The 18989-nt window shown below is 39.6% G+C and carries 20 protein-coding genes; 13 read left to right on the top strand and 7 right to left on the bottom strand.

Annotation, left to right across the window (positions count from 1 at the left end; genetic code table 11):
* Nucleotides 1-32: 32 nt before the first annotated feature.
* Nucleotides 33-380, bottom strand: coding sequence for a ribosome silencing factor (gene rsfS / locus QVH07_RS01850; RefSeq protein WP_289998425.1), 348 nt, complete (start codon nucleotides 378-380; stop codon nucleotides 33-35).
* Nucleotides 381-432: 52 nt separating this feature from the next.
* Between rsfS and QVH07_RS01845 the strand changes: the two genes are divergently transcribed.
* Complete coding sequence (locus tag QVH07_RS01845) at nucleotides 433-1197, top strand: biotin--[acetyl-CoA-carboxylase] ligase (RefSeq protein WP_289998424.1); 765 nt, start codon at nucleotides 433-435, stop codon at nucleotides 1195-1197.
* Between the two features lie 77 nt (nucleotides 1198-1274).
* Nucleotides 1275-2594: an adenosylhomocysteinase gene (ahcY, locus tag QVH07_RS01840; RefSeq protein WP_289998423.1), complete on the top strand. Its 1320-nt coding sequence runs from the start codon at nucleotides 1275-1277 to the stop codon at nucleotides 2592-2594.
* A gap of 48 nt (nucleotides 2595-2642) precedes the next feature.
* Here the strand turns inward: ahcY and QVH07_RS01835 are convergent, their stop codons facing one another.
* Nucleotides 2643-3455, bottom strand: coding sequence for a hypothetical protein (locus QVH07_RS01835; protein WP_289998422.1), 813 nt, complete (start codon nucleotides 3453-3455; stop codon nucleotides 2643-2645).
* A gap of 78 nt (nucleotides 3456-3533) precedes the next feature.
* Here QVH07_RS01835 and QVH07_RS01830 point away from each other — a divergent pair, with 78 nt between their 5' ends.
* A complete protein-coding gene (locus QVH07_RS01830) occupies nucleotides 3534-4406 on the top strand; it encodes an SDR family oxidoreductase (protein ID WP_289998421.1) in 873 nt (290 codons plus the stop codon).
* A 52-nt stretch (nucleotides 4407-4458) separates the two neighbouring features.
* On the opposite strand, the gene QVH07_RS01825 is transcribed toward QVH07_RS01830, so the two are convergent.
* On the bottom strand, nucleotides 4459-5514 hold the full coding sequence (locus QVH07_RS01825; protein WP_289998420.1) for a PAS domain-containing sensor histidine kinase: 1056 nt from the start codon (nucleotides 5512-5514) through the stop codon (nucleotides 4459-4461).
* Nucleotides 5515-5587: 73 nt separating this feature from the next.
* Between QVH07_RS01825 and QVH07_RS01820 the strand changes: the two genes are divergently transcribed.
* From QVH07_RS01820 to QVH07_RS01810, 3 genes are read left to right on the top strand one after another with little or no spacing between them, the layout of a single operon-like run.
* The gene (locus tag QVH07_RS01820) at nucleotides 5588-6187 is read left to right on the top strand and encodes an HD domain-containing protein (RefSeq protein ID WP_289998419.1); all 600 of its coding nucleotides are present in this window, start codon (nucleotides 5588-5590) and stop codon (nucleotides 6185-6187) included.
* 60 nt (nucleotides 6188-6247) lie between these two features.
* Nucleotides 6248-6979, top strand: coding sequence for a DUF2092 domain-containing protein (locus QVH07_RS01815; protein WP_289998418.1), 732 nt, complete (start codon nucleotides 6248-6250; stop codon nucleotides 6977-6979).
* A 15-nt stretch (nucleotides 6980-6994) separates the two neighbouring features.
* Nucleotides 6995-8017: a DUF6515 family protein gene (locus tag QVH07_RS01810; RefSeq protein ID WP_289998417.1), complete on the top strand. Its 1023-nt coding sequence runs from the start codon at nucleotides 6995-6997 to the stop codon at nucleotides 8015-8017.
* A 32-nt stretch (nucleotides 8018-8049) separates the two neighbouring features.
* Here the strand turns inward: QVH07_RS01810 and QVH07_RS01805 are convergent, their stop codons facing one another.
* Nucleotides 8050-8538, bottom strand: coding sequence for a DUF4494 domain-containing protein (locus tag QVH07_RS01805; protein ID WP_289998416.1), 489 nt, complete (start codon nucleotides 8536-8538; stop codon nucleotides 8050-8052).
* 133 nt (nucleotides 8539-8671) lie between these two features.
* Here QVH07_RS01805 and QVH07_RS01800 point away from each other — a divergent pair, with 133 nt between their 5' ends.
* Nucleotides 8672-10942 carry a patatin-like phospholipase family protein gene (locus tag QVH07_RS01800; protein ID WP_289998415.1) on the top strand — a complete coding sequence of 757 codons (2271 nt, stop codon included), beginning with the start codon at nucleotides 8672-8674 and terminating at the stop codon, nucleotides 10940-10942.
* On the opposite strand, the gene QVH07_RS01795 is transcribed toward QVH07_RS01800, so the two are convergent.
* Entirely contained in the window at nucleotides 10936-11415 is a 480-nt protein-coding gene (locus QVH07_RS01795; RefSeq protein ID WP_289998414.1) for an Mpo1 family 2-hydroxy fatty acid dioxygenase, read from the bottom strand. The genes QVH07_RS01800 and QVH07_RS01795 overlap by 7 nt on opposite strands.
* Nucleotides 11416-11490: 75 nt before the next feature.
* On the opposite strand from QVH07_RS01795, the gene QVH07_RS01790 reads away from it, so the two are divergent.
* The 3 genes from QVH07_RS01790 to QVH07_RS01780 are packed head-to-tail and all read left to right on the top strand — an operon-like array spanning nucleotide 11491 to nucleotide 14725.
* Complete coding sequence (locus QVH07_RS01790) at nucleotides 11491-12615, top strand: NAD(P)/FAD-dependent oxidoreductase (RefSeq protein ID WP_289998413.1); 1125 nt, start codon at nucleotides 11491-11493, stop codon at nucleotides 12613-12615.
* Nucleotides 12616-12665: 50 nt separating this feature from the next.
* Nucleotides 12666-14126, top strand: coding sequence for a Na+/H+ antiporter NhaC (gene nhaC / locus QVH07_RS01785; RefSeq protein ID WP_289998412.1), 1461 nt, complete (start codon nucleotides 12666-12668; stop codon nucleotides 14124-14126).
* Complete coding sequence (locus QVH07_RS01780; RefSeq protein ID WP_289998411.1) at nucleotides 14123-14725, top strand: 3'-5' exonuclease; 603 nt, start codon at nucleotides 14123-14125, stop codon at nucleotides 14723-14725. Before nhaC ends, QVH07_RS01780 begins: the two co-directional genes overlap by 4 nt.
* Here the strand turns inward: QVH07_RS01780 and QVH07_RS01775 are convergent.
* Nucleotides 14715-15338 (bottom strand): IMPACT family protein, encoded by a 624-nt coding sequence (locus QVH07_RS01775; protein WP_289998410.1) that lies wholly within the window; start codon nucleotides 15336-15338, stop codon nucleotides 14715-14717. The genes QVH07_RS01780 and QVH07_RS01775 overlap by 11 nt on opposite strands.
* 84 nt (nucleotides 15339-15422) lie before the next feature.
* On the opposite strand from QVH07_RS01775, the gene QVH07_RS01770 reads away from it, so the two are divergent.
* From QVH07_RS01770 to QVH07_RS01760, 3 genes are read left to right on the top strand one after another with little or no spacing between them, the layout of a single operon-like run.
* Nucleotides 15423-15854 carry a sugar 3,4-ketoisomerase gene (locus tag QVH07_RS01770; RefSeq protein ID WP_289998409.1) on the top strand — a complete coding sequence of 144 codons (432 nt, stop codon included), beginning with the start codon at nucleotides 15423-15425 and terminating at the stop codon, nucleotides 15852-15854.
* Complete coding sequence (locus QVH07_RS01765) at nucleotides 15851-16765, top strand: GNAT family protein (RefSeq protein WP_289998408.1); 915 nt, start codon at nucleotides 15851-15853, stop codon at nucleotides 16763-16765. Before QVH07_RS01770 ends, QVH07_RS01765 begins: the two co-directional genes overlap by 4 nt.
* Nucleotides 16765-17721: a glycosyltransferase family 2 protein gene (locus QVH07_RS01760; RefSeq protein WP_289998407.1), complete on the top strand. Its 957-nt coding sequence runs from the start codon at nucleotides 16765-16767 to the stop codon at nucleotides 17719-17721. The genes QVH07_RS01765 and QVH07_RS01760 overlap by 1 nt, the downstream gene beginning before the upstream one ends.
* On the opposite strand, the gene QVH07_RS01755 is transcribed toward QVH07_RS01760, so the two are convergent.
* Nucleotides 17718-18989 carry a M16 family metallopeptidase gene (locus QVH07_RS01755; protein ID WP_289998406.1) on the bottom strand — a complete coding sequence of 424 codons (1272 nt, stop codon included), beginning with the start codon at nucleotides 18987-18989 and terminating at the stop codon, nucleotides 17718-17720. The two genes, QVH07_RS01760 and QVH07_RS01755, sit on opposite strands and share 4 nt — an antisense overlap.

Raw genomic sequence — 18989 nt, 5'->3', positions numbered from 1 at the left:
TAAAACGGTTTAGGAGGTCTAAAGTTTGCACTTTAATTGATTTGGGTGATTTTGGCATCACCCCATAAATCTTCTAAACCATAAAACTCTCTTTTATCTTTTACGAAAATATGTGCTACCACATTGACGTAATCCATGATAATCCATTGATTGTTGTTTTTTCCTTCCATTCGCCAAGGACCGGATTCTCCCGCTTTTTTGACTTCCTCTTCGATTGAATCTGATATAGCTTCTATTTGCTTATCAGAGTTTCCTGAGGCGATAATCATGATATCCGTAATGGAATTATTTACTTTTCTAAGGTCCATCATCACTATGTCTGAGGCTTTTTTTTCCTCCATACCTTTGATGATAACCTTGCTCAGCTCATCTGCTGTCATCAGATTAGTTTAAATTTGGCTTGGATTTACTTCTATTCCAAGAGACACAAATATGATGTATAAAATCCTTGCCAACACGATTTTCTTAGGAAAAGATATTCATTTTCTGCCAGAGTGTCACTCTACGAATGACAAGGCGCTAGAACTAGTCAAGAATCGTCAGGCTCATGAAGGTTCTATTGTGATCACTGCTCATCAGACCAAAGGAAAAGGTCAGAGAGGAAACGCCTGGTATTCCAGAAAGAATGAAAACCTTACCTTTTCATTAATCCTGCGACCAAAATTTCTAGACATATCCGAGCAATTTTTTTTAAACATGATGGTGTCAAATTCAATAAGAGAAACTTTAGGAGAATATTTACCCGATCTAAAGGTAAAATGGCCTAATGACCTTTTGGTCACTGGAGTAGGAAAGCTTTGTGGAATTCTGATTGAAAATGTGGTAACAAATGAAGGTTGGGATTATGCAGTAGTCGGGATAGGAGTTAATGTAAATCAAATGGAAGATTTGCCAGACACCGCCACTTCTATCAAAGCCTGTACTGGTTTTCACTTCGATTTGGAGGAACTGTTTAAACTAATTGTAACCCAGATTGAGCAGGGGTACATAAGCCTCAAAAAGTCAGGAAAGGAAAAAATTTTAACCAATTACCTGAATCACCTTTACGGGTATCAAGAATGGAAGAATTTCGAAAGGGAAGGGCGTGTTTTTGACGGAATGATCACAGGGGTGCACTTAGATGGAAAACTTAAGGTAAGATTAAAGGGGGGAGAGGAAACTCTCTTCGATCTTAAGGAGTTACGTTTTCTATTGTAATGCAAATTTTCACTTCCGGGAATTAAGAGATAAATTTGCAGTTGAATTTTTGAAAAATTAAATAACCACAATTAGATATGTCAGAAACTACATCTGCCAAATACATACCTTATAAGGTAAAGGATATTTCACTTGCTGAATGGGGTCGAAAAGAAATTTTACTTGCGGAAGCGGAAATGCCGGGATTAATGTCCTTGAGAGAGGAATTCGGTCCTTCTCAACCCCTAAAGGGTGCTAGAATAGCAGGATGTCTTCATATGACCATCCAAACTGCAGTTTTAATTGAGACGTTGAAGGCTTTGGGTGCTGAGGTTACCTGGTCCTCTTGCAATATTTTTTCCACACAAGATCATGCGGCTGCCGCTATTGCTGCTGCGGGTATTCCTGTTTATGCATGGAAGGGTATGACCGAGGAAGAGTTTGATTGGTGTATTGAGCAAACCATATTCTTTGGGGAAGAGCGAGAGCCGTTAAACATGATTCTTGACGATGGAGGCGATCTGACAAATATGGTTCTTGATCATTATCCAGAATTGGTATCTGGAATTAGAGGTCTTTCTGAGGAAACCACTACTGGGGTTCATAGATTATATGAGCGAATGAAAAAGGGAACCCTTCCTATGCCAGCCATTAACGTGAATGATTCCGTGACCAAGTCAAAGTTTGACAACAAGTACGGATGTAAAGAATCTCTTGTAGACGCTATCAGAAGGGCTACGGATGTTATGATGGCCGGAAAAGTAGCCGTTGTAGCTGGTTATGGGGATGTTGGAAAAGGCTCTGCTGCTTCTCTTAGAGGTGCTGGAGCAAGAGTGATAGTAGCTGAAATAGATCCAATCTGTGCCCTTCAGGCTGCCATGGATGGTTTTGCAGTGAAAAAGATGACCGATGCCGTGAAGGAAGCTGATATTATCGTAACGGCTACCGGTAACAAGGATATAATTGCAGAAAGTCACTTCATGTCCATGAAGGACAAAGCCATAGTTTGTAATATCGGACACTTCGATAATGAAATTGATATGGCTTGGTTAAATAAAAAATATGGTCATACCAAGAATGTGATCAAGCCTCAGGTTGATCTTTATGACCTTGATGGTAAGCAGATCGTTGTCTTGGCTGAGGGAAGATTGGTTAATTTGGGTTGTGCTACCGGGCACCCATCCTTTGTGATGTCTAATTCCTTCACAAATCAGACTTTGGCGCAGCTAGAGCTTTGGGAAAACCATGAAAATTATAAGCCTGGAGTTTATGTCCTTCCAAAGCACCTTGATGAAAAGGTAGCTGCTCTTCATCTAGCCAAGCTTGGAGTAGAGCTAGACTCACTTAGTGAGGAGCAAGCTGAATACATTGGTGTTAAAGTAGAAGGGCCTTATAAGCCAGAGTATTACAGATACTAAAGTTTGTATTTAGGATAATTTTAAAAGGGAGCTTCAAGCTCTCTTTTTTTATGGATTCAAAATAAGATTTCTTCCGTCTGGTAATACCATTTTTGCCGTGGTTTCGCAAATTCCTGAAGTCTCGTATTTCAAGGTATGAAGGACAGAATTTGAGTTGCCCCTCTGTATCTCCCAGAGTTCTTCTCCAGACACAGGCAGGTTGTCTTCAGCCAAAAAGCATGATTTTGCAGAAATTAGGGGCTGGGAGTTTCTGGAAGTGATCTGCCGTCCTACAGGGTTTTTTCCATTTATTTCCCCAATTGAGGAAATTAGATCCGTTTCAAGGTTAAAGGAATTGTAGGAGTGAGTAAGTGCTCCATTTAAAACGAAACTACTTTGGTTTTCTGCTATAATTCTGAGCATCTCAAAGGTTTCAATGACTTCTCCTGGGCCTATTTGTCCGAAGGTTTTAATACCCTGAATAGTGTCTCCTTCAAATGTGTAATCTTTAAACTCCATGAACCACCGAGGAACACTTGAATTCTGTAGTGCCAAATCCAAGATAATTACCCCCGTCCTTCTATCGGAATTTTCACAGCCTTCTACTTCTCTGTAAGTCAGTGTTATTCTTTTTAAATCTTCTTCTACCTTCACATCTGGGCAACCTGGCAGCACTAGGCCTTCAGGGTTCAAAAACTGCTGATAAGGGGTCAGCGCTGTAAAAAGGTGTTCATATTGGAGTCTGGAGATCAGGAAAATCTGGTTTGCTTCAGTTGGTAGGTCCGTCCTTAAATTGCGGTCCTCATCTTCTGCACATCCAGAAAGGATACCGAATAAGACAATACATATGAGGAGAAAAAAAAATGAATTGTGACTTCGCAATGGTATTAGAATTTTTGAATCTGAGTGCTCAATTACTAAGCCGAATTCATAACTTCGAGAGTAATAAATAAAAAAATTATGAATCATACTGAAGGAATGCTAAAGGAGGGCTCCTTGTCTGGAAAGAATATTTTGATCACCGGAGGTGGAACAGGTTTGGGCCGATCTATGGGTGAATATTTTTTAAAGCTTGGGGCAGTTTTAGTTATTACCTCTAGAAAACTGGACGTATTGCGAAAGACTGCTGAAGAAATGATGGCCGCTAATGGGGGAAAAGTAATTCCCTTGGCCTGTGATGTCAGGGATGCTGAGCAGGTTGAGCAAATGTGGAAAGATGCTAATGATGAATTGGGAAGGATTCATGTGGTCCTGAATAATGCAGCAGGAAATTTCATAAGTCCGACAGAGAGGCTATCGACAAATGCCTTTAATACCGTTCTGGATATTGTGCTAAAAGGTACCTCCCAAGTCACTCTTACAGCAGGAAAGCATTGGATTGAGGAGAAGACACCTGGTGTGTTTTTAAATATTGTTACTACTTATGCCTGGACGGGTTCTGGATATGTGGTTCCTTCGGCTGCCGCCAAAGCTGGTGTCCTCGCAATGACCCGGTCTTTGGCAGTAGAATGGGCGAAGTATGGGATCAGAAGTAATGCGATAGCCCCGGGACCATTTCCAACAGAGGGTGCATGGAGTCGACTATTACCCGGAGATCTGGTAAAGAAGTTCGATCCGGCAAAAAAAGTACCTGTTGGAAGGGTAGGTGAGCATCAGGAATTGGCAAACCTAGCCGCGTACCTTGTATCTGATTTTTCGGCCTATGTGAATGGGGAAGTTGTTACGATAGATGGTGGAGAATGGCTAATGGGGGCAGGAGAGTTTAACAATCTGGATAAGATTCCTCAGGAAATGTGGGATATGCTGGAGGCTTCACGGGGAAAAAAGGGATGAGCCCCAGCATAGTTTGGGGCTACTTGAAAGCCAGATGGAAAATGAGAAAACTCTAAATCAAATCAGATCCAAGGCCCTGATTTTTTAAGGATTTATTTTTTTCCACACTTTGACGAATACTTTTTTTCAGGGTGGAATCCAGTAGTCGGGTTTCTTCCTTTATTAAGCTGAGTAGTCTTTTGCATTCATTTACATCGTCTTCAAGCTCTGCGATTTCCAGCAGGCCTGAAATATTTGCCACTTTTGATCGGATTGAATGTGATTGCTCAAATACCAGCCTCTTCAAAAAATGCTTGTGCTCCTGCATCCAGAGTTCCTGTTTTTTTCTTTCAGTAATATCTAGCATACAGCCTTGAAGTTTGATGGGATGACCCTCTGAGTTCCATTCATTGGTCTTTCCAAAACAATAGACCCAACGGACCTGATTATTTTTGCTGTTGATCTTGAATTCTTCTTTGAAGGGAGTGGTACCTGTAGTTTTGAAATGAGTAGAAAGGCTCTGCATCAATTTTGACATGTCTTCGGAGGAGATATGTTTGGCCCATGTAATTTTGGCATTTCTAAGCTCATCCAAATTGTAACCAAGCATTTGTGCTAAGCCCTGGCTCATTGAATTAATGCTTTTAGTGTAGTCGAACTCCCAGAATCCGAGTAGTCGATTCTCAAGTACGCTGCTTAGCACTGAGTTGCTATCCTCGTCGGACCTCTCAAAAAACTCTTCTAAACCCATATCATAAGGTGCAGCGATTGATATTGGGTGACCGATTCCTAGACATGTTCCGGAATTTACTGTGAGGAAAAAAAACTCCCATTTAGTTTTTATGATACTTTCATCCGGGTAGACTATTTTATTTAATTCAATAACAAAGGACTGTTGAGACTTTTTCCAAGCATTTAGTCTTTGATTTTCATATTTTGACCAATCTGAAGAAAGAAAACAGTCTGAAAAAGAGAGTGGTTTTTCCTTGCTATCGAATAAGGTAGGTACAGGTCCTAGTCCAGAATCTGAAGCAATGATTTCTCCATTTTCATTTATTGCAGCCTGAAGAAAGTATTCAGAATTAATCGCAATGTGGCTAATATTTTTAAGGGCCTCTAGGTTCTTCATGAGGTGCTAAAACAAGCTTCAAAGATATGAAAAACAAAAAATAAAATTTAAAATACATAAAAATATATTTGAAATGAATCTACACCTTGGTAGAAGTACTTTTGGAAACTCTAAAAACCTTGGCAATGTAATCAGTCAGGAGGAGGCATTGAATCTGTTAAGGGAATGGGTAAAAAATGATAAACTCATCCTTCATATGAAGCAAGTAGGCTTATTGATGAAGGCATGGGCTAGGACGAAGGGATACAGCGAAGAGGATCAGCATCGTTGGTACCTAGCGGGTTTGTTACATGATGCAGATTGGGAAAAGTATCCCGACCAACACTGTAAAGTCATCATAGAGGAATTAGAAAATAGAGAGATTGATTCGGAAATAATTCATGCCATTGCTTCACATGGTCCTAAGTATTTTGGCGTCCAACCTGAAACGGAAATGGATAAAATGCTTTATGCGTTTGATGAGCTAAGCGGCTTAATTCATGCATATTCTCTTATGCGCCCTACGGCTTATGAAGGGATGGAAATTAAAGGAGTTAGAAAACGTTTGAAGGATAAGAGCTTTGCTGCACAAGTCAGTCGTGAGGATATTGCAGATGCCTGCGAAAGAGCAAATATTGAATTGAATGTTTTGATTGAATTCATAATTCAACACCAACCTGATTCAATAAACTGAAGAAATCAGGAAAATATAATTTGAATTAGATATTTTTATACAAACTATAAATTTTTCCATATGCTTAAGAAACTTAGCCTAGGGCTAGCTCTTGTGTTTTATTCTTTCGCCCTTAAGGCTCAAGATGTTCAAATCGACACTACAGCTCTCACCATTTTGGATAATATGAGTCAGATTTTTGGGAGCATGAGCTCAGTTGGATTTGAGTCATATACCTCTAGAGATATAGCCTTTTCAAATGAAATTTTAGTAAAGGAATTCATTAGAAATGAAATCAAAATTAAAGGTCCCAACAAATTCGTTTCTCGAATCAGCGGAGAGAAAAAGGAAGAGATTTACAAATACAATGGAGAAAAGGTAACCTATTATTCACTTTCCACGAACCGATATGCTGTTGCAGATGCACCGGATAATCTGGTTGAAACCTTAGATTGGCTCTATACTGATTATGGTATCGAATTTACCGCTGGGGATATTTTTTACCCGAATTTCACACAGGACTTGGCGGAAAATATGGACCACATCCAATTTTTGGGAGTTGTGACCTTGGATGATAAGAGGACCTTCCATATTCTCGCGAGGAATGATCTAATTTCGGTGCAGTTTTGGATCTCAGATGAAATTTATATGGTTCCGAAGAAAATTGTATTGACCTATTTAGATCGAAGTGATTTTCCTCAATTTGAAATAGATTTTGCAAACTGGGAAATAAACCATGAGTATCCAGACGGTATTTTTGAATTTGAACCACCTCCTGCTTCCAAGCAGATAACTTGGATTACAAAAAACTAAATTAGAGTCAAAATCATGAAGAATTCCAAGCCATATTTTCTCGCCTTAGCCATTGTAGCCCTATTTTTTGTTTCAGACTATGCTGAAGCACAGAGGATGAGAGGTGGAGGTAGAGGGAGTGTCAGACCCGCAACCTCGAGACCAACCACTTCGAGAGCACGTCCAAGCACCAGGCCGACATCAAAACCGACATCAAGACCTACAACTCGACCAAGTACATCTTCGCCGAGACCTAAAAACTCCAGCTCAAGACCCACAGTGAATGGTGGTTCAAGTCGAGTTACAAATAAACAGGGGACCAATAGCAGAGTGGGTTCAGTAAAGGATAATCAATCTAGAGATAGGGGTACCAGTGCGGGAGACCGCAGAGTAAACACCGGTGATAGAAATATCAATACCGGTGACCGAAATATCAATTCGGGAAATCGAAACATCAATATTGACAACAGTCGAGATGTAAATATCAATGTCAGGAATAGCTACAACAGATCGTACCGCCCACCATATAGGCCTTATCCTCGACCACCCTACTACTATGGAGGTTTCGGGTTTTCTTGCTTCAGACCTTACTATTATCATCCATATACCCCATTTTATTGGGGGCCTGTGTGGCATCCATGGGGATTTTTCGTAGCTGCTTTGGCCACGACTGCCATCATTGTTTCGGTGAATAATCAGGACTATCACTATGATGAAGGAGTATTTTATATTGAGGATGGGGATGGCTATGTAGTAGTAGAGGCTCCTCAAGGTGCCACTGTCAAGGTGATCCCGAATGATTCAAGAGAGGTAGAGGTAAGTCCTACGGTGAATAATTATTATTATGGAAATACATATTATGAAAAGACAGATGGAGGATATACAGTGGTGCCTCCACCAGCAGGAGCGGTAGTAGATGTATTGCCAGATGGAGGAGAGGAAGTAAAAGTTGGTGATGAAACCTACGTTAAAATAGGCGACACCTATTATCTTCCGGTACAGGTCGATGGAAAGAATATGTATGAAATTGCATCAGTAGAACCTGTAGAAGAGGAGTAAATAAAAAAAGCCGCTATTAAGCGGCTTTTTTATTATTCTTCAATTTCGGAGATGGGTTTGAAATTTCCTTCTGGGAGTTTGGGTTCATCTTCTGTTTTCTCATAAGGGAAAACATCCACGATTGGGCTTTCTACCACATCGGGTATCCTAAAACTTACCAGCATGCTACTCAAACTCTCTTGAATTCTGTCGTACGCAGATTTCACGTCATGAGCGGCGATCAGCATAAATTGGTTTACTTTTTTTTCTTTTCCTGTGTCTGCATCAGTGACCAGATAAGAAACTTTACATTTATACCAGATATCTGCATCATCATAAAAGAAGACATCCACAATGTTACTTTTGCTAAGGCTGGTTACCTGAAAATCACCTCGGATTTGGGATCCCAAACGATCAAAAATCACTGCTTCTGCCTCGGTAAATGATACTGCATCTAATAAAAATTGCTCTGAAATATTCTTCAATAGCCCTTCCTCATTCTCTTTGGCATATTTTACTTTACACAAAAACCAAGTTCTCATATTCTAAATTTTAGGATGTGAAGGTAACCGATATTGGTTGAAGCTCAAACCAGATTAAAATGAAATTTTAAAGCAATGTTCTGGATCGGTTGAGTTCAATTTTTTTGATTAATTTATGTCCAAAGATTAGCTCATGCTGCATAAAATCTGGAAGAGCTTTCCCATCCAGCTGTTCATGCTTCACCTTCAAAAGAACCTGACCCTGGTTTTGGTGTGGGGAATATTATTTGGGGTGATTTTCCAAAAGGTTGGAGTTACTCTTGGGATTCCTTACCTCTTTTTAGATCCTGAATATCTTCATCAGGTTTCCTGGCTGAGTTTTTTTCTTATGGGGATCGGAGCGGCTATTTTGACCATGGCTTTCCATATGACCACCTATATTTTGGATGGTCGCAGATTTCCATTTTTGGCAATTCTAGATCGGCCATTTTTACATTTTTGTGTCAATAACTCCATCATCCCATTTGTTTTTTTTCTGACTTATATCCTAGCTTTTTTGAATTTTCAAAGGGGAAATGAATTGGAAAGTGATTGGGAAATGCTCTATTACTTTCTATCGTTTTCACTGGGTAGTGTTTTAACCATTGGAGTTATTTTTGGGTACTTCGCCCTTACAAATAAGGGATTCTTTGTTCTTTTTTCAGGGTCTGTAGATAAAAGGCTAAGGAGGGTGAAACTCACCAGAACACGCGCATTGACTCAATACCGAGAAATGCGTAAAGAAAACCAGATAGTAGAAACCTATCTTACCTTTGGCTTAAAACTTAAACCAGTTAGAGGAGATATTTCAAGGTTCGAGGCGGCAAAACTCCTGAAAGTTTTCAATCAAAATCACCTCAATCTTTTCTTTATTCAGGTTTTCCTCATTGGGTTGGTTTTGGTCTTAGGTTTCTTTAAAGAAGTTCCAGTTTTTCAATTACCGGCTGCCTTAAGCGTTTTGATCCTTTTTTCGATCCTTATGATGGCTTTTGGAGCTGTGAGCTTTTGGTTCCGTTCTTGGACTAACATTGCAATTATTGGTTTTGCTTTGGTGCTAAATTACTTTTCAAATTATGATTTCCTTAATCGGCCACATGAAGCTTACGGGTTGGATTATCAAAGAGAGCCTGCAGAGTATACCCTAAACCGTCTAAGAAAATTGGTTCATCCAGATACTCTGGAAAAGGACAAATCAAATTTTATAAAAATCCTTGATAATTGGAGGGGGCAGTTTAATGATAGCATTTCTCCAAAAATGTTTATAGTCGCCGCTAGTGGTGGGGGACAAAGATCAGCACTTTGGACGCTGAATGTCCTGCAGCACATCTATAGGATTGATGATGGATCTTTAATCAAAAACATCGAACTCATGACTGGGGCTTCGGGGGGCGTTCTGGGCGAAGCTCTTTTTCGGGAAATATATTTGCGTTCTCTTTCTGACCCGACTTATAGACCAGATTCTAGTCTTTATTTAGATCAACTATCTACTGATAACCTTAACCCAATCATTTTCACCCTTCTGGTAAATGATCTAATTATTAGAAACCAATATTTCGAATACAATGGTCGGCGATATCTCAAGGATAGAGGCTTTGCATTTGAGCGGCAGTTTAATGAAAACACCCAAATGGTTCTGGATAAGCCAATTTCCAGCTATACTGATTTAGAATTCAGAGGTGTAATCCCATTAATGCCAGTTTCCACTTTGATTACTAATGATGGAAGAAAACTTGTGATTTCCCCGCATTCTATGAGCTTTCTCGGAACTTCATTGATGGGGCTTACAGGAGAAAATGAAAAGCTTCAGAGCGTAGATTTCATGAGGTTCTTTGCTGAACACGACCCAGAAGATTTGCGATTTCTTACTGCTTTAAGGATGTCTGCTACTTTTCCCTTTATAACTCCAAATGTACAGCTTCCCTCTGAACCTATTATGGAAACTATGGATACAGGCTTATCGGATAATTTTGGGATACAGGATGCGCTTAGATTCATTTATGTTTTTCAGGAATGGATAAATGAAAATACCTCAGGAGTGGTTTTGATCACTATTCGTGACTCAGAGAAGTCTATGGAAATTCCGGAGACCCTTCCTCCTAAGATTGCTCAAAAACTTTTCACTCCATTAAGGAATATTTATTCGAATTGGGATAACATACAGACTATCCAAAATGAGGTTTTGCATAACTATATGAATGAAAGCATGCCTTTTGAAATCGAAAAAATAGAATTTGAGTACAACCCAGAGGCTTTGCAAAGTGAGGACTTAACAGCCAATCAAGAAAACATGCAGAGAGCTTCTTTAAATTGGCGGTTAACTTCTCGTGAGAAGAAATCCATTTTGGATAATATTAAAACGCAAAAAAATAGAGCCGCCTTAGAGCGACTCCAAGAAGTCAGTCGAGAAATGCGTAAAAATCAATAGGCGATTCCAATTTTCTTATAAATGAAGTGCATTAACCATGCGGGACCAATCATGAGGAATTGTACATCCTTCAGAAAGGAGGGTTTTTTTCCTTCTATTTTATGGCCGTAAAATTGAAATATCCAAGCGATTACAAAAATCCCAATACTTATCATCCACAATTTTCCTGGAAAGGCTAAGTCCAGAAAATTTGCCACGGCCAGGCAGAGTGCAGAAAAGAATAGCATTCCCAAGGCAAGGGGCGCCGAAAGGCTTACATAATAAATCAGAACTAAGACCAATGCGATGGTTGCCCAATTTGCAAAACTTCCAAGAAAGGGTAGTAGATCAGGAAGAGGACCTGCTGGAATACTGTATACCAGACCTACTATGCTAAAAAAAATAGCTGGAACACAAACCCAGTGAATTAATTTATTGGTTGAATTTTGATGGCTTAATCCATATTCATTTAGCAGTTCATCTATTTTTCTCATAAAACTTTGGTGATTAAGAATTCAATTGAAATTCAAATTAATTAAATCTCGACAAAAATTCTGACCTTCAATCACATGTTAAGTTATTGGGAGAAAAAACATCTGTTGAAAGTGGATTTGGTAGTCGTTGGAGCTGGTTTTGTAGGCTTGTCCACTGCCATACATTATAAGCGAATTTACCCTCAGAGAGAAGTATTGGTTTTGGAAAGAGGTGCGTTTCCTACGGGAGCCAGCACTAGAAATGCTGGTTTTGCCTGCTTCGGTAGTCTCACTGAAATTTTGGATGATTTGGACCATATGAAGGAAGAGGAAGTGCTTGCCTTGGTAGAAAGACGCTACATGGGCTTGAAAAGTATCCGTTCGGAGTTCGGTGATGTGAATCTGGATTATCTGGGCACGGGTGGATTTGAGCTATTAGATGAAGGAAACATAAAAGCTCTGGACTCCATACCAAAGATCAATCAAATGTTATATCCATATTTTGGGAGCGAAGTTTTTTCCCTGGAGCCCAAGCCTGAAAGCTTTGGTTTCTCCGCTGAAACAAAGGCCATTGTGAAGAATAAATTTGAGGGTGAATTGGATCCAGGTAAGTACATGCTCAATCTATGGAATAAAGCGAACCAGGAAGGAGTAAGAATTCTTACAGGAATAAATGTTTCAAATATCAATGCCAAAAAGGGAAAGGCTCATGCAAAGGACCCTATGGGCAGGCAACTTTCCTTCGAAGGACATAATATAGCAGTATGTACAAATGCATTTGCTGAAAGCCTTGTAACATCCTTGGGAGTTAAGCCAGGTAGAGGATTAATCCTTTTATCTAAACCGATGCAAGGAGTCATTCCATGGGAGGGCTCATTTCATGTGGATAAGGGATATGTTTATTTTCGGAAAATTGATGACAGATTTTTGATTGGGGGCGGGCGAAATATTGCCTTTGAAGAGGAAGAAACAGAAGAGTTTTTAGCGAATGACAGGATTAGGAATCACCTTAAATCTTTGACAGAACAAAGGCTACTACCTGGAAAACTGGTAGAATGGGACATGGAATGGACCGGGATCATGGGTTTTGGTCAAACCAAAAAACCAATCATTAAACCCATAAGTAACAGAGCAGCAGTAGCAGTAAGACTTGGGGGAATGGGGGTGGCAATAGGATGGCAAGTGGGGAAGGAAATGTCGGAATTACTGTCCAAAATGTAATATGATTTTTTTTACTTAGATTCAATGTTTTAATTCACAAAAACTGCTAGATGGAAGGAATGACGAAAACCCCAAAAGTAATTGACGCGCTTATTCCCCTTACTTTTCTGATCGTTCTTCTCATCATAAATATCCAGGTTTTTGGAACTGATGGTCTTTCTGGTTCCAATCAAATCGTGCTGATTTTGTCCGCTGCAGTGGCTGCAGGAGTTGCTATTTTTAAATTGAAGTATAATTGGTTGACGCTTAGAGAGGGGATAGTCAAAAGCATCAGCTCCGCAATGTCCAGCATACTGATTCTCTTTCTGATCGGAGCACTTGCTGGCACCTGGTTGCTGAGTGGGGTAGTACCGGCTATGATTTATTATGGACTGAAGGTATTAAATCCAACGATTTTCTTGATCGCTGCCTGCTTTGTAAGTGCGGTTGTTTCACTTGCAACAGGTAGTAGTTGGACCACTGTGGCCACAGTCGGAGTAGCCCTATTGGGGATTGGTAGAGCTTTGGGTTTTGAGGAAGGCATTATTGCTGGAGCCATTATTTCCGGAGCCTATTTTGGGGATAAAATGTCTCCTCTTTCAGATACGACCAATTTAGCTCCGGCCATGGCTGGAACTGATCTTTTCACCCATATTAAGTATATGGCTAGGACCACTATACCTTCAATCACCATTACTTTAATAATTTTCGCCATTATTGGCGTGAATTATACGCCTGAAGGAGGTTTAAATGATGTCTCAGTTATTTCGGAAGCCATTCTGGGTAAATTCAATATTTCAGGTTGGTTATTCTTAGTTCCTGTGGCAGTGTTGGGCATGATTATTAAGAAAGTGCCCGCCATTCCAGCCTTATTTGCCGGTGCTATTCTAGGTGGCGTCTTTGCTTTAATCTTTCAACCTGATGTAATCAGGATTATTGCAAATGAAGATGGTTCATTCGCTTACCAATCATTCAAGGCGATTATGATGGCTCTTTATGGAGAGATTGCCATAGTTACAGAAAATGCTGTGGTAAATGAATTATTAGTGACTGGAGGTATGTCAGGTATGTTAAACACCATTTGGTTGATTGTGTGTGCCATGGCTTTTGGAGGAATTATGGAGGTAACTGGGATGCTAAGGGTTTTGGCCGAAGCAGTGATACGAAAAGTTCATAGTGTGGGATCCTTGATAGCTTCGACAGCTGCTACCTGCTTATTCTTTAATGTAACCACTTCGGACCAATATCTGGCCATCTTGGTTCCTGGTCGGATGTACGCCAATGTTTACAAAAAGCGTGGTTTGAAGCCTGAAAATCTAAGTAGAACTTTGGAGGACTCCGCCACCGTTACCTCGGTTTTGGTGCCATGGAATACCTGTGGAGCCACCCAGGCCTCAGTATTGGGAGTGGCTACCTTAACCTATGCCCCCTATTGCTTTTTTAATATTATTAGTCCTTTTATGACTATCCTTTTTGGATATTTGAAGTTAGGAATCAGAATGTATGATGAAGAGAAAGTGAAAGTGGTATGATACCAATGAGAATTTCAAAAGAAGAGGTAAATGAGTTGCCTCTTGGACAGTTCGAGGGGGAGATATTTTTAATTGATAATGAGGAGGAAATAGATGATATCGCTGAGTTTTTAAATACTCAGAGTATTCTTGGTTTTGACACAGAAACAAAACCTACCTTTAAAAAAGGACAACGGAATGAGGTTTCTTTACTTCAGATTTCTACCTCTGAGCAAGCCTTTCTATTCAGATTGAATCATATTGGCTTTCCCATAAAAATCCGGAACGTTTTAGAGAAGGAGAGAATCATTAAAGTCGGTGCTGCAGTTCACGATGATTTAATTGCGCTAAAAAGAATCACGAATGGGTTTTATCCAGAGTCTTTTTTTGACTTGAATGATGAATTAAAAAAAGTGGGGTTTCATAATGTAGGTGTAAGAAATCTTTCCGCAATGGTACTAGGGATCCGTATTTCTAAGTCAGAGCAAGTTTCAAACTGGGAGGCGGAAGAATTAACGGAAAAACAGCTTAGATATGCGGCTACAGATGCCTGGGCCTGTTTGGAAGTCTACGAAAAGTTGAAAAGTCAGGGCTACCTGGATGACCTTCTTAACTCTTAATAATCTCAACTTCTCTTATTAAGTTAAGTCTTTCAAGCACTTCCTTCTCAAGGCTTGCTTTCATTTCTATAGTCATTCGACAATTCAGGTGCATCTCCTGATTTGTGATTTCCAGATCTAGGGATTTTACAAGCTTCATGATTTCATTCATGGCGGGGTAGGGGAATTGCAGGGTCACACTCCCCATTAAAAACTCTTCGACAATCTCATTTGCCTCAATTGCCATTTGAGCTGAGGTTTTGTAGGCTTGAATCAAGCCACTAACCCCTAGCTTTGTCCCACCAAAATAACGCACTACCACAATAAGAACATTTGTGAGATTGGCTGATTTTATCTGGCCCAGTATCGGAATTCCGGCAGAATTATGTGGTTCACCGTCGTCATTGGCTCTAAATAGTTCTTGATCCTTTCCTAGCATAAAAGCGTAGCAATGATGGCCTGCATCATAAAACTCCTTCTTCAGCTCAATTAATTTTTCTTTTACTTCATCCTCATCTCGAACCGGGAAAGCATGAAAATAAAACTTGCTATTTCGATCCTTGTAAAGACCAGAGCTACTTTTGCTCAGGGTGAGAAAACTATCGGATTCGGAGGGGAGGTCTTCCGAGTTCATTGTTTTTTGCCTTTGGTAAAATGAAACCGAAAAATAACCTTTCGCTAACTTTAAAGTAGCATCAATTGTCTTAATTTTAGATTGATGCTATCTCAAGAACAACTCGCTCAATTTCAAGCTCAGATTCCCTTCGTTTTTGATTTTGGGATCAAAGGGGATCCAACGGGAAAGTTGAGTTTTTGGCAGAAAAATGAAATTTTCCCGGAAGGAATTCAACGCTGCTTTTGGGTGTATGACGTGGATGAGGATGAAACCAGGGGAAATCATGCTCACCGATCGGAAGGTCAGGTTATTGTAGCTATCAAAGGAAAGATTTCTCTTAAGATTACCGACACTGCGGGAAATACAAAAGCTTTCACTTTAGAAAACCCTTATGAGGGTTTTTACCTACCTCCTAAATATTGGATTCAAACCAAATTTGAAAGTGGAGCAGTCTTGCTAGGAATGTGTAATGAGCCATTTGAAGATGGTGATTATATACGTGATTTTGAGGAGTTTTTAGCCATGGGAAGATGAGTGCTCAAGGTTATCAATTGAAAAAGTCTCACGAGTCTCATCCGAAACGGAAATATTTGTTTGAGGACTTTATTTCTGAAGGGGATGAGAACTTTTTGTGTTTTGAATGGATCAAAAAAGATAATTGTAAAGTTCTTCTGAGTGTTGATATTGATTCCGAAAATCGGGCAATTTCTTTACCTCACTCTCCATTTGGCGGTGTGATTTTACTGGAGGAGATTAGTTCAGAGCTTTTAGATAGGTTTTTGGAGAGGGTAATTGAAAACCTTCAACATAAAGGGGTGAAAAACTTAGAAATCATTCAAGCTCCTAAGCCCTATGAGCCTCATGCAGATTTAATAGGATATCTTTTGCATAAAAAAGGATTCAAGGTCGATAGGATCCTTAACCATCAGTTCTTCGTGGGAAAGAAAAAAATCAAGGGATGGCTGAAAGAAAAGGCTCCGAAAATTCTAAAAAAGGCTAAAAACCAGGGTTTAAAAGTAAATTCCAGCTCAATAAATAATTTTGATTTTCTGAATAAAATCGCGGTTTGGAACAAGTCGAGAGGATACGATGAGAACCTTGACCAAACCCAGGTGATCCAGCAGGTTTCACTTTTTCCGGACTGGTATTTTGAAATTTCCCTTTATCAGCAAGAACGGCTTGTAGGCTCTGCCCTCGCCGTAAAGCTTACAGAGGATTCTATTTATTATTATAAGTCGGCGATTGATCCTGACGCTAAAATTAAGCATGGTGGAGATATTCTGGTTACTCAACTTTTTAAGCTTGCTGCTGAATTAAAGGTTAATTTCATAGATTTGGGTTCTTCAGACAGGGTGACCTCGGCTAATCATAAATTGATTTTTTTTAAATCGAGATTTTCAAATGATCAGTACAACAAGGTGACCTGGAGCAAGGATATTTTATAATGAGGATTTCGGATCGTGTAACTGTCATATGCATCGCATATAATCATGCGGAGTATATTGAAGAAACGCTAGAAAGCGTTCGCTTACAGGATCACTATAGCAAAGAATTAATCGTAATCGATAATGGTAGTGAGGACGGCACTTTGGAAAAAATCCAAAATTGGGTGGAAAAAAGGGCTGGATCTTTATCTGTTCAGGTAATTTCAAACGAAACTGAGCAACCGTATTGTCAAGTTTTCAATGCAGCCCTTGCTAAGGTAGAAAGCCCATATGTGGTAGATTTATCAGGTGATGATGTTCTCTATCCAGAACACTTGTCACAGTCTATAAAAAGGCTAAAGAGAGTGAATTTTGCTGCTTTCGTTTTTTCAGATGCTTATATACTGGATGAATCGGGCGAGGTTTCTACTTTTTATAAAAGGAATGCAAGTGGTGATTTGGTGGAGGACATGGAGGAACTGGGAGACATCTATGTCACTTTGATAAAGAAAAATTTTATCTGTTCTCCGACCATAGTTTTTCAGACCAAAATTCTAAAGCAAGAAGGTGGTTATGACGGAAATCTTAGCTATGAGGATTTCGATATCCAATTACGACTCGCTAGGAAATATCCTATTGCTTTTTCTAACCACTTAGGGGTACTGAAAAGAAAGCACCCAAAATCTCTATCTACAGGCCAATACAAAAGGTATCAATCTATTATGCTGCCAAGCACGGTAGAAGTTTGTGAGAAAATCAAAGAGATGAATACTCATGAGTCCGAAAATGAAGCCTTGGGAATAAGAATTCTTCATGAATTGAAACATGCCCTTTGGAGTGCTAATTTTGAGCCGGCCGATGGACTGATTAGAATAGGTGAAGAAATAGGGCTTTCCGGGTTGAAGTATTCTCTTTATAAATTCTGGTACAAAAAGAAATGGGATCTTTCCTGGCTTTACCAGAAGGTGAAAGGTTAACCTATTGTAATTCGTATCGGCATTTTTTCCGAAAAGTACTTTTTACCAATTCTTAGAATTTCATCAGCTTCGAAATTTTTCAGATAGTGAAGTTTCATTTCATAAAAGTTCATACCTAATCCTTGCCTATGAACAATTTTAAAACGATCCAAGAGATCAAATGAATTGCTAAACTGGGAGAGCATTTTTCCGATAGAATAGTTTCTCACACTGTTCAGTTCCTCTTCGGGAATAGGTATTTCACAGAGTTTCAGGATTTCCGCTTCTATTTCCTTTATCACTTCCTCTTTGAACCCTTTTTGGATTTCAGCTCCTATGAGAACATAATCCAAGTTACCGATCACTTGAAGGCTGGAATAAATGCCATAAGTATGACCTTTATCCTCCCTGATATTTTTAATCAACCGCGACCCAAAATATCCTCCCAAAAAGGTATTGAATACGCTCAATGCAAGATAATCAGGATGTTTCATCGGGATGGATGGCGCACCCATTCTCAAGCTTACCTGAACCGCATTTTCATTTACCTGATCTAGGAAATAAGGATGGACTTTTTGAGTCAAGGGCTCTTCACTCTTTTTTTCTCTATTTGGAATTTTTCCAAGAAGTGTAAAAAGTTTTTCGATTTCAGCTTCAGAGAAATTTCCTGCAAGAAATATTTCTATATCAGTCCAAAGCTTTGTCTCATAGTAATCCTTTAACTTTTCCACGTTGATGGACTCTACATTTTCAGCCTTGTTCTCGTATCCAAAAGGATCATTTGCTCCGAATAGAGCTTCCCTGAATCTAGTATTGGCACGGCTTGAAGTTTTTTCCAGTTCTATTTTAATAGCTAGTGCCTTTTGCTTTTTGCGATTATCGAAATATTTCTGCGGGAAAGTGGCTTCTTCAAAAAGTGTCAAGTACAGAGGAAGAATACTCCAAAACTGCTTTCTGGTACTGAGTAATCTAAGTCCTTCGTGCGTGAAAGAAGAGATAGCGGTGATCTCGGTAGCATAAAAATCTAACTTTTCAGAAATCTGGTCAATGTCGAAAGTTTTGGTACCATCCAAAAGAGAATCCAGACATAACCTTGGAACCAATTGCTCTTGTAATGGCAATCCTCGACGACCAGAAATACCTACTGTTTCAAGTTTGACGGCATCTATTCCCGGTGTTTGGAAAAAGTAAACTTTGGCACCATTGGAAAGCTCATAAACGACAGGTTTTCCGAGATCAAAGTCATGGGGAACCTGGAATTTCGGTGCTTTCGACCGATCTAATATCAT

Source organism: Algoriphagus sediminis, from assembly GCF_030403435.1.
Classification (GTDB): Bacteria; Bacteroidota; Bacteroidia; order Cytophagales; family Cyclobacteriaceae; genus Algoriphagus; species Algoriphagus sediminis.
This window is presented reverse-complemented; position numbering and strand designations above follow the sequence as displayed.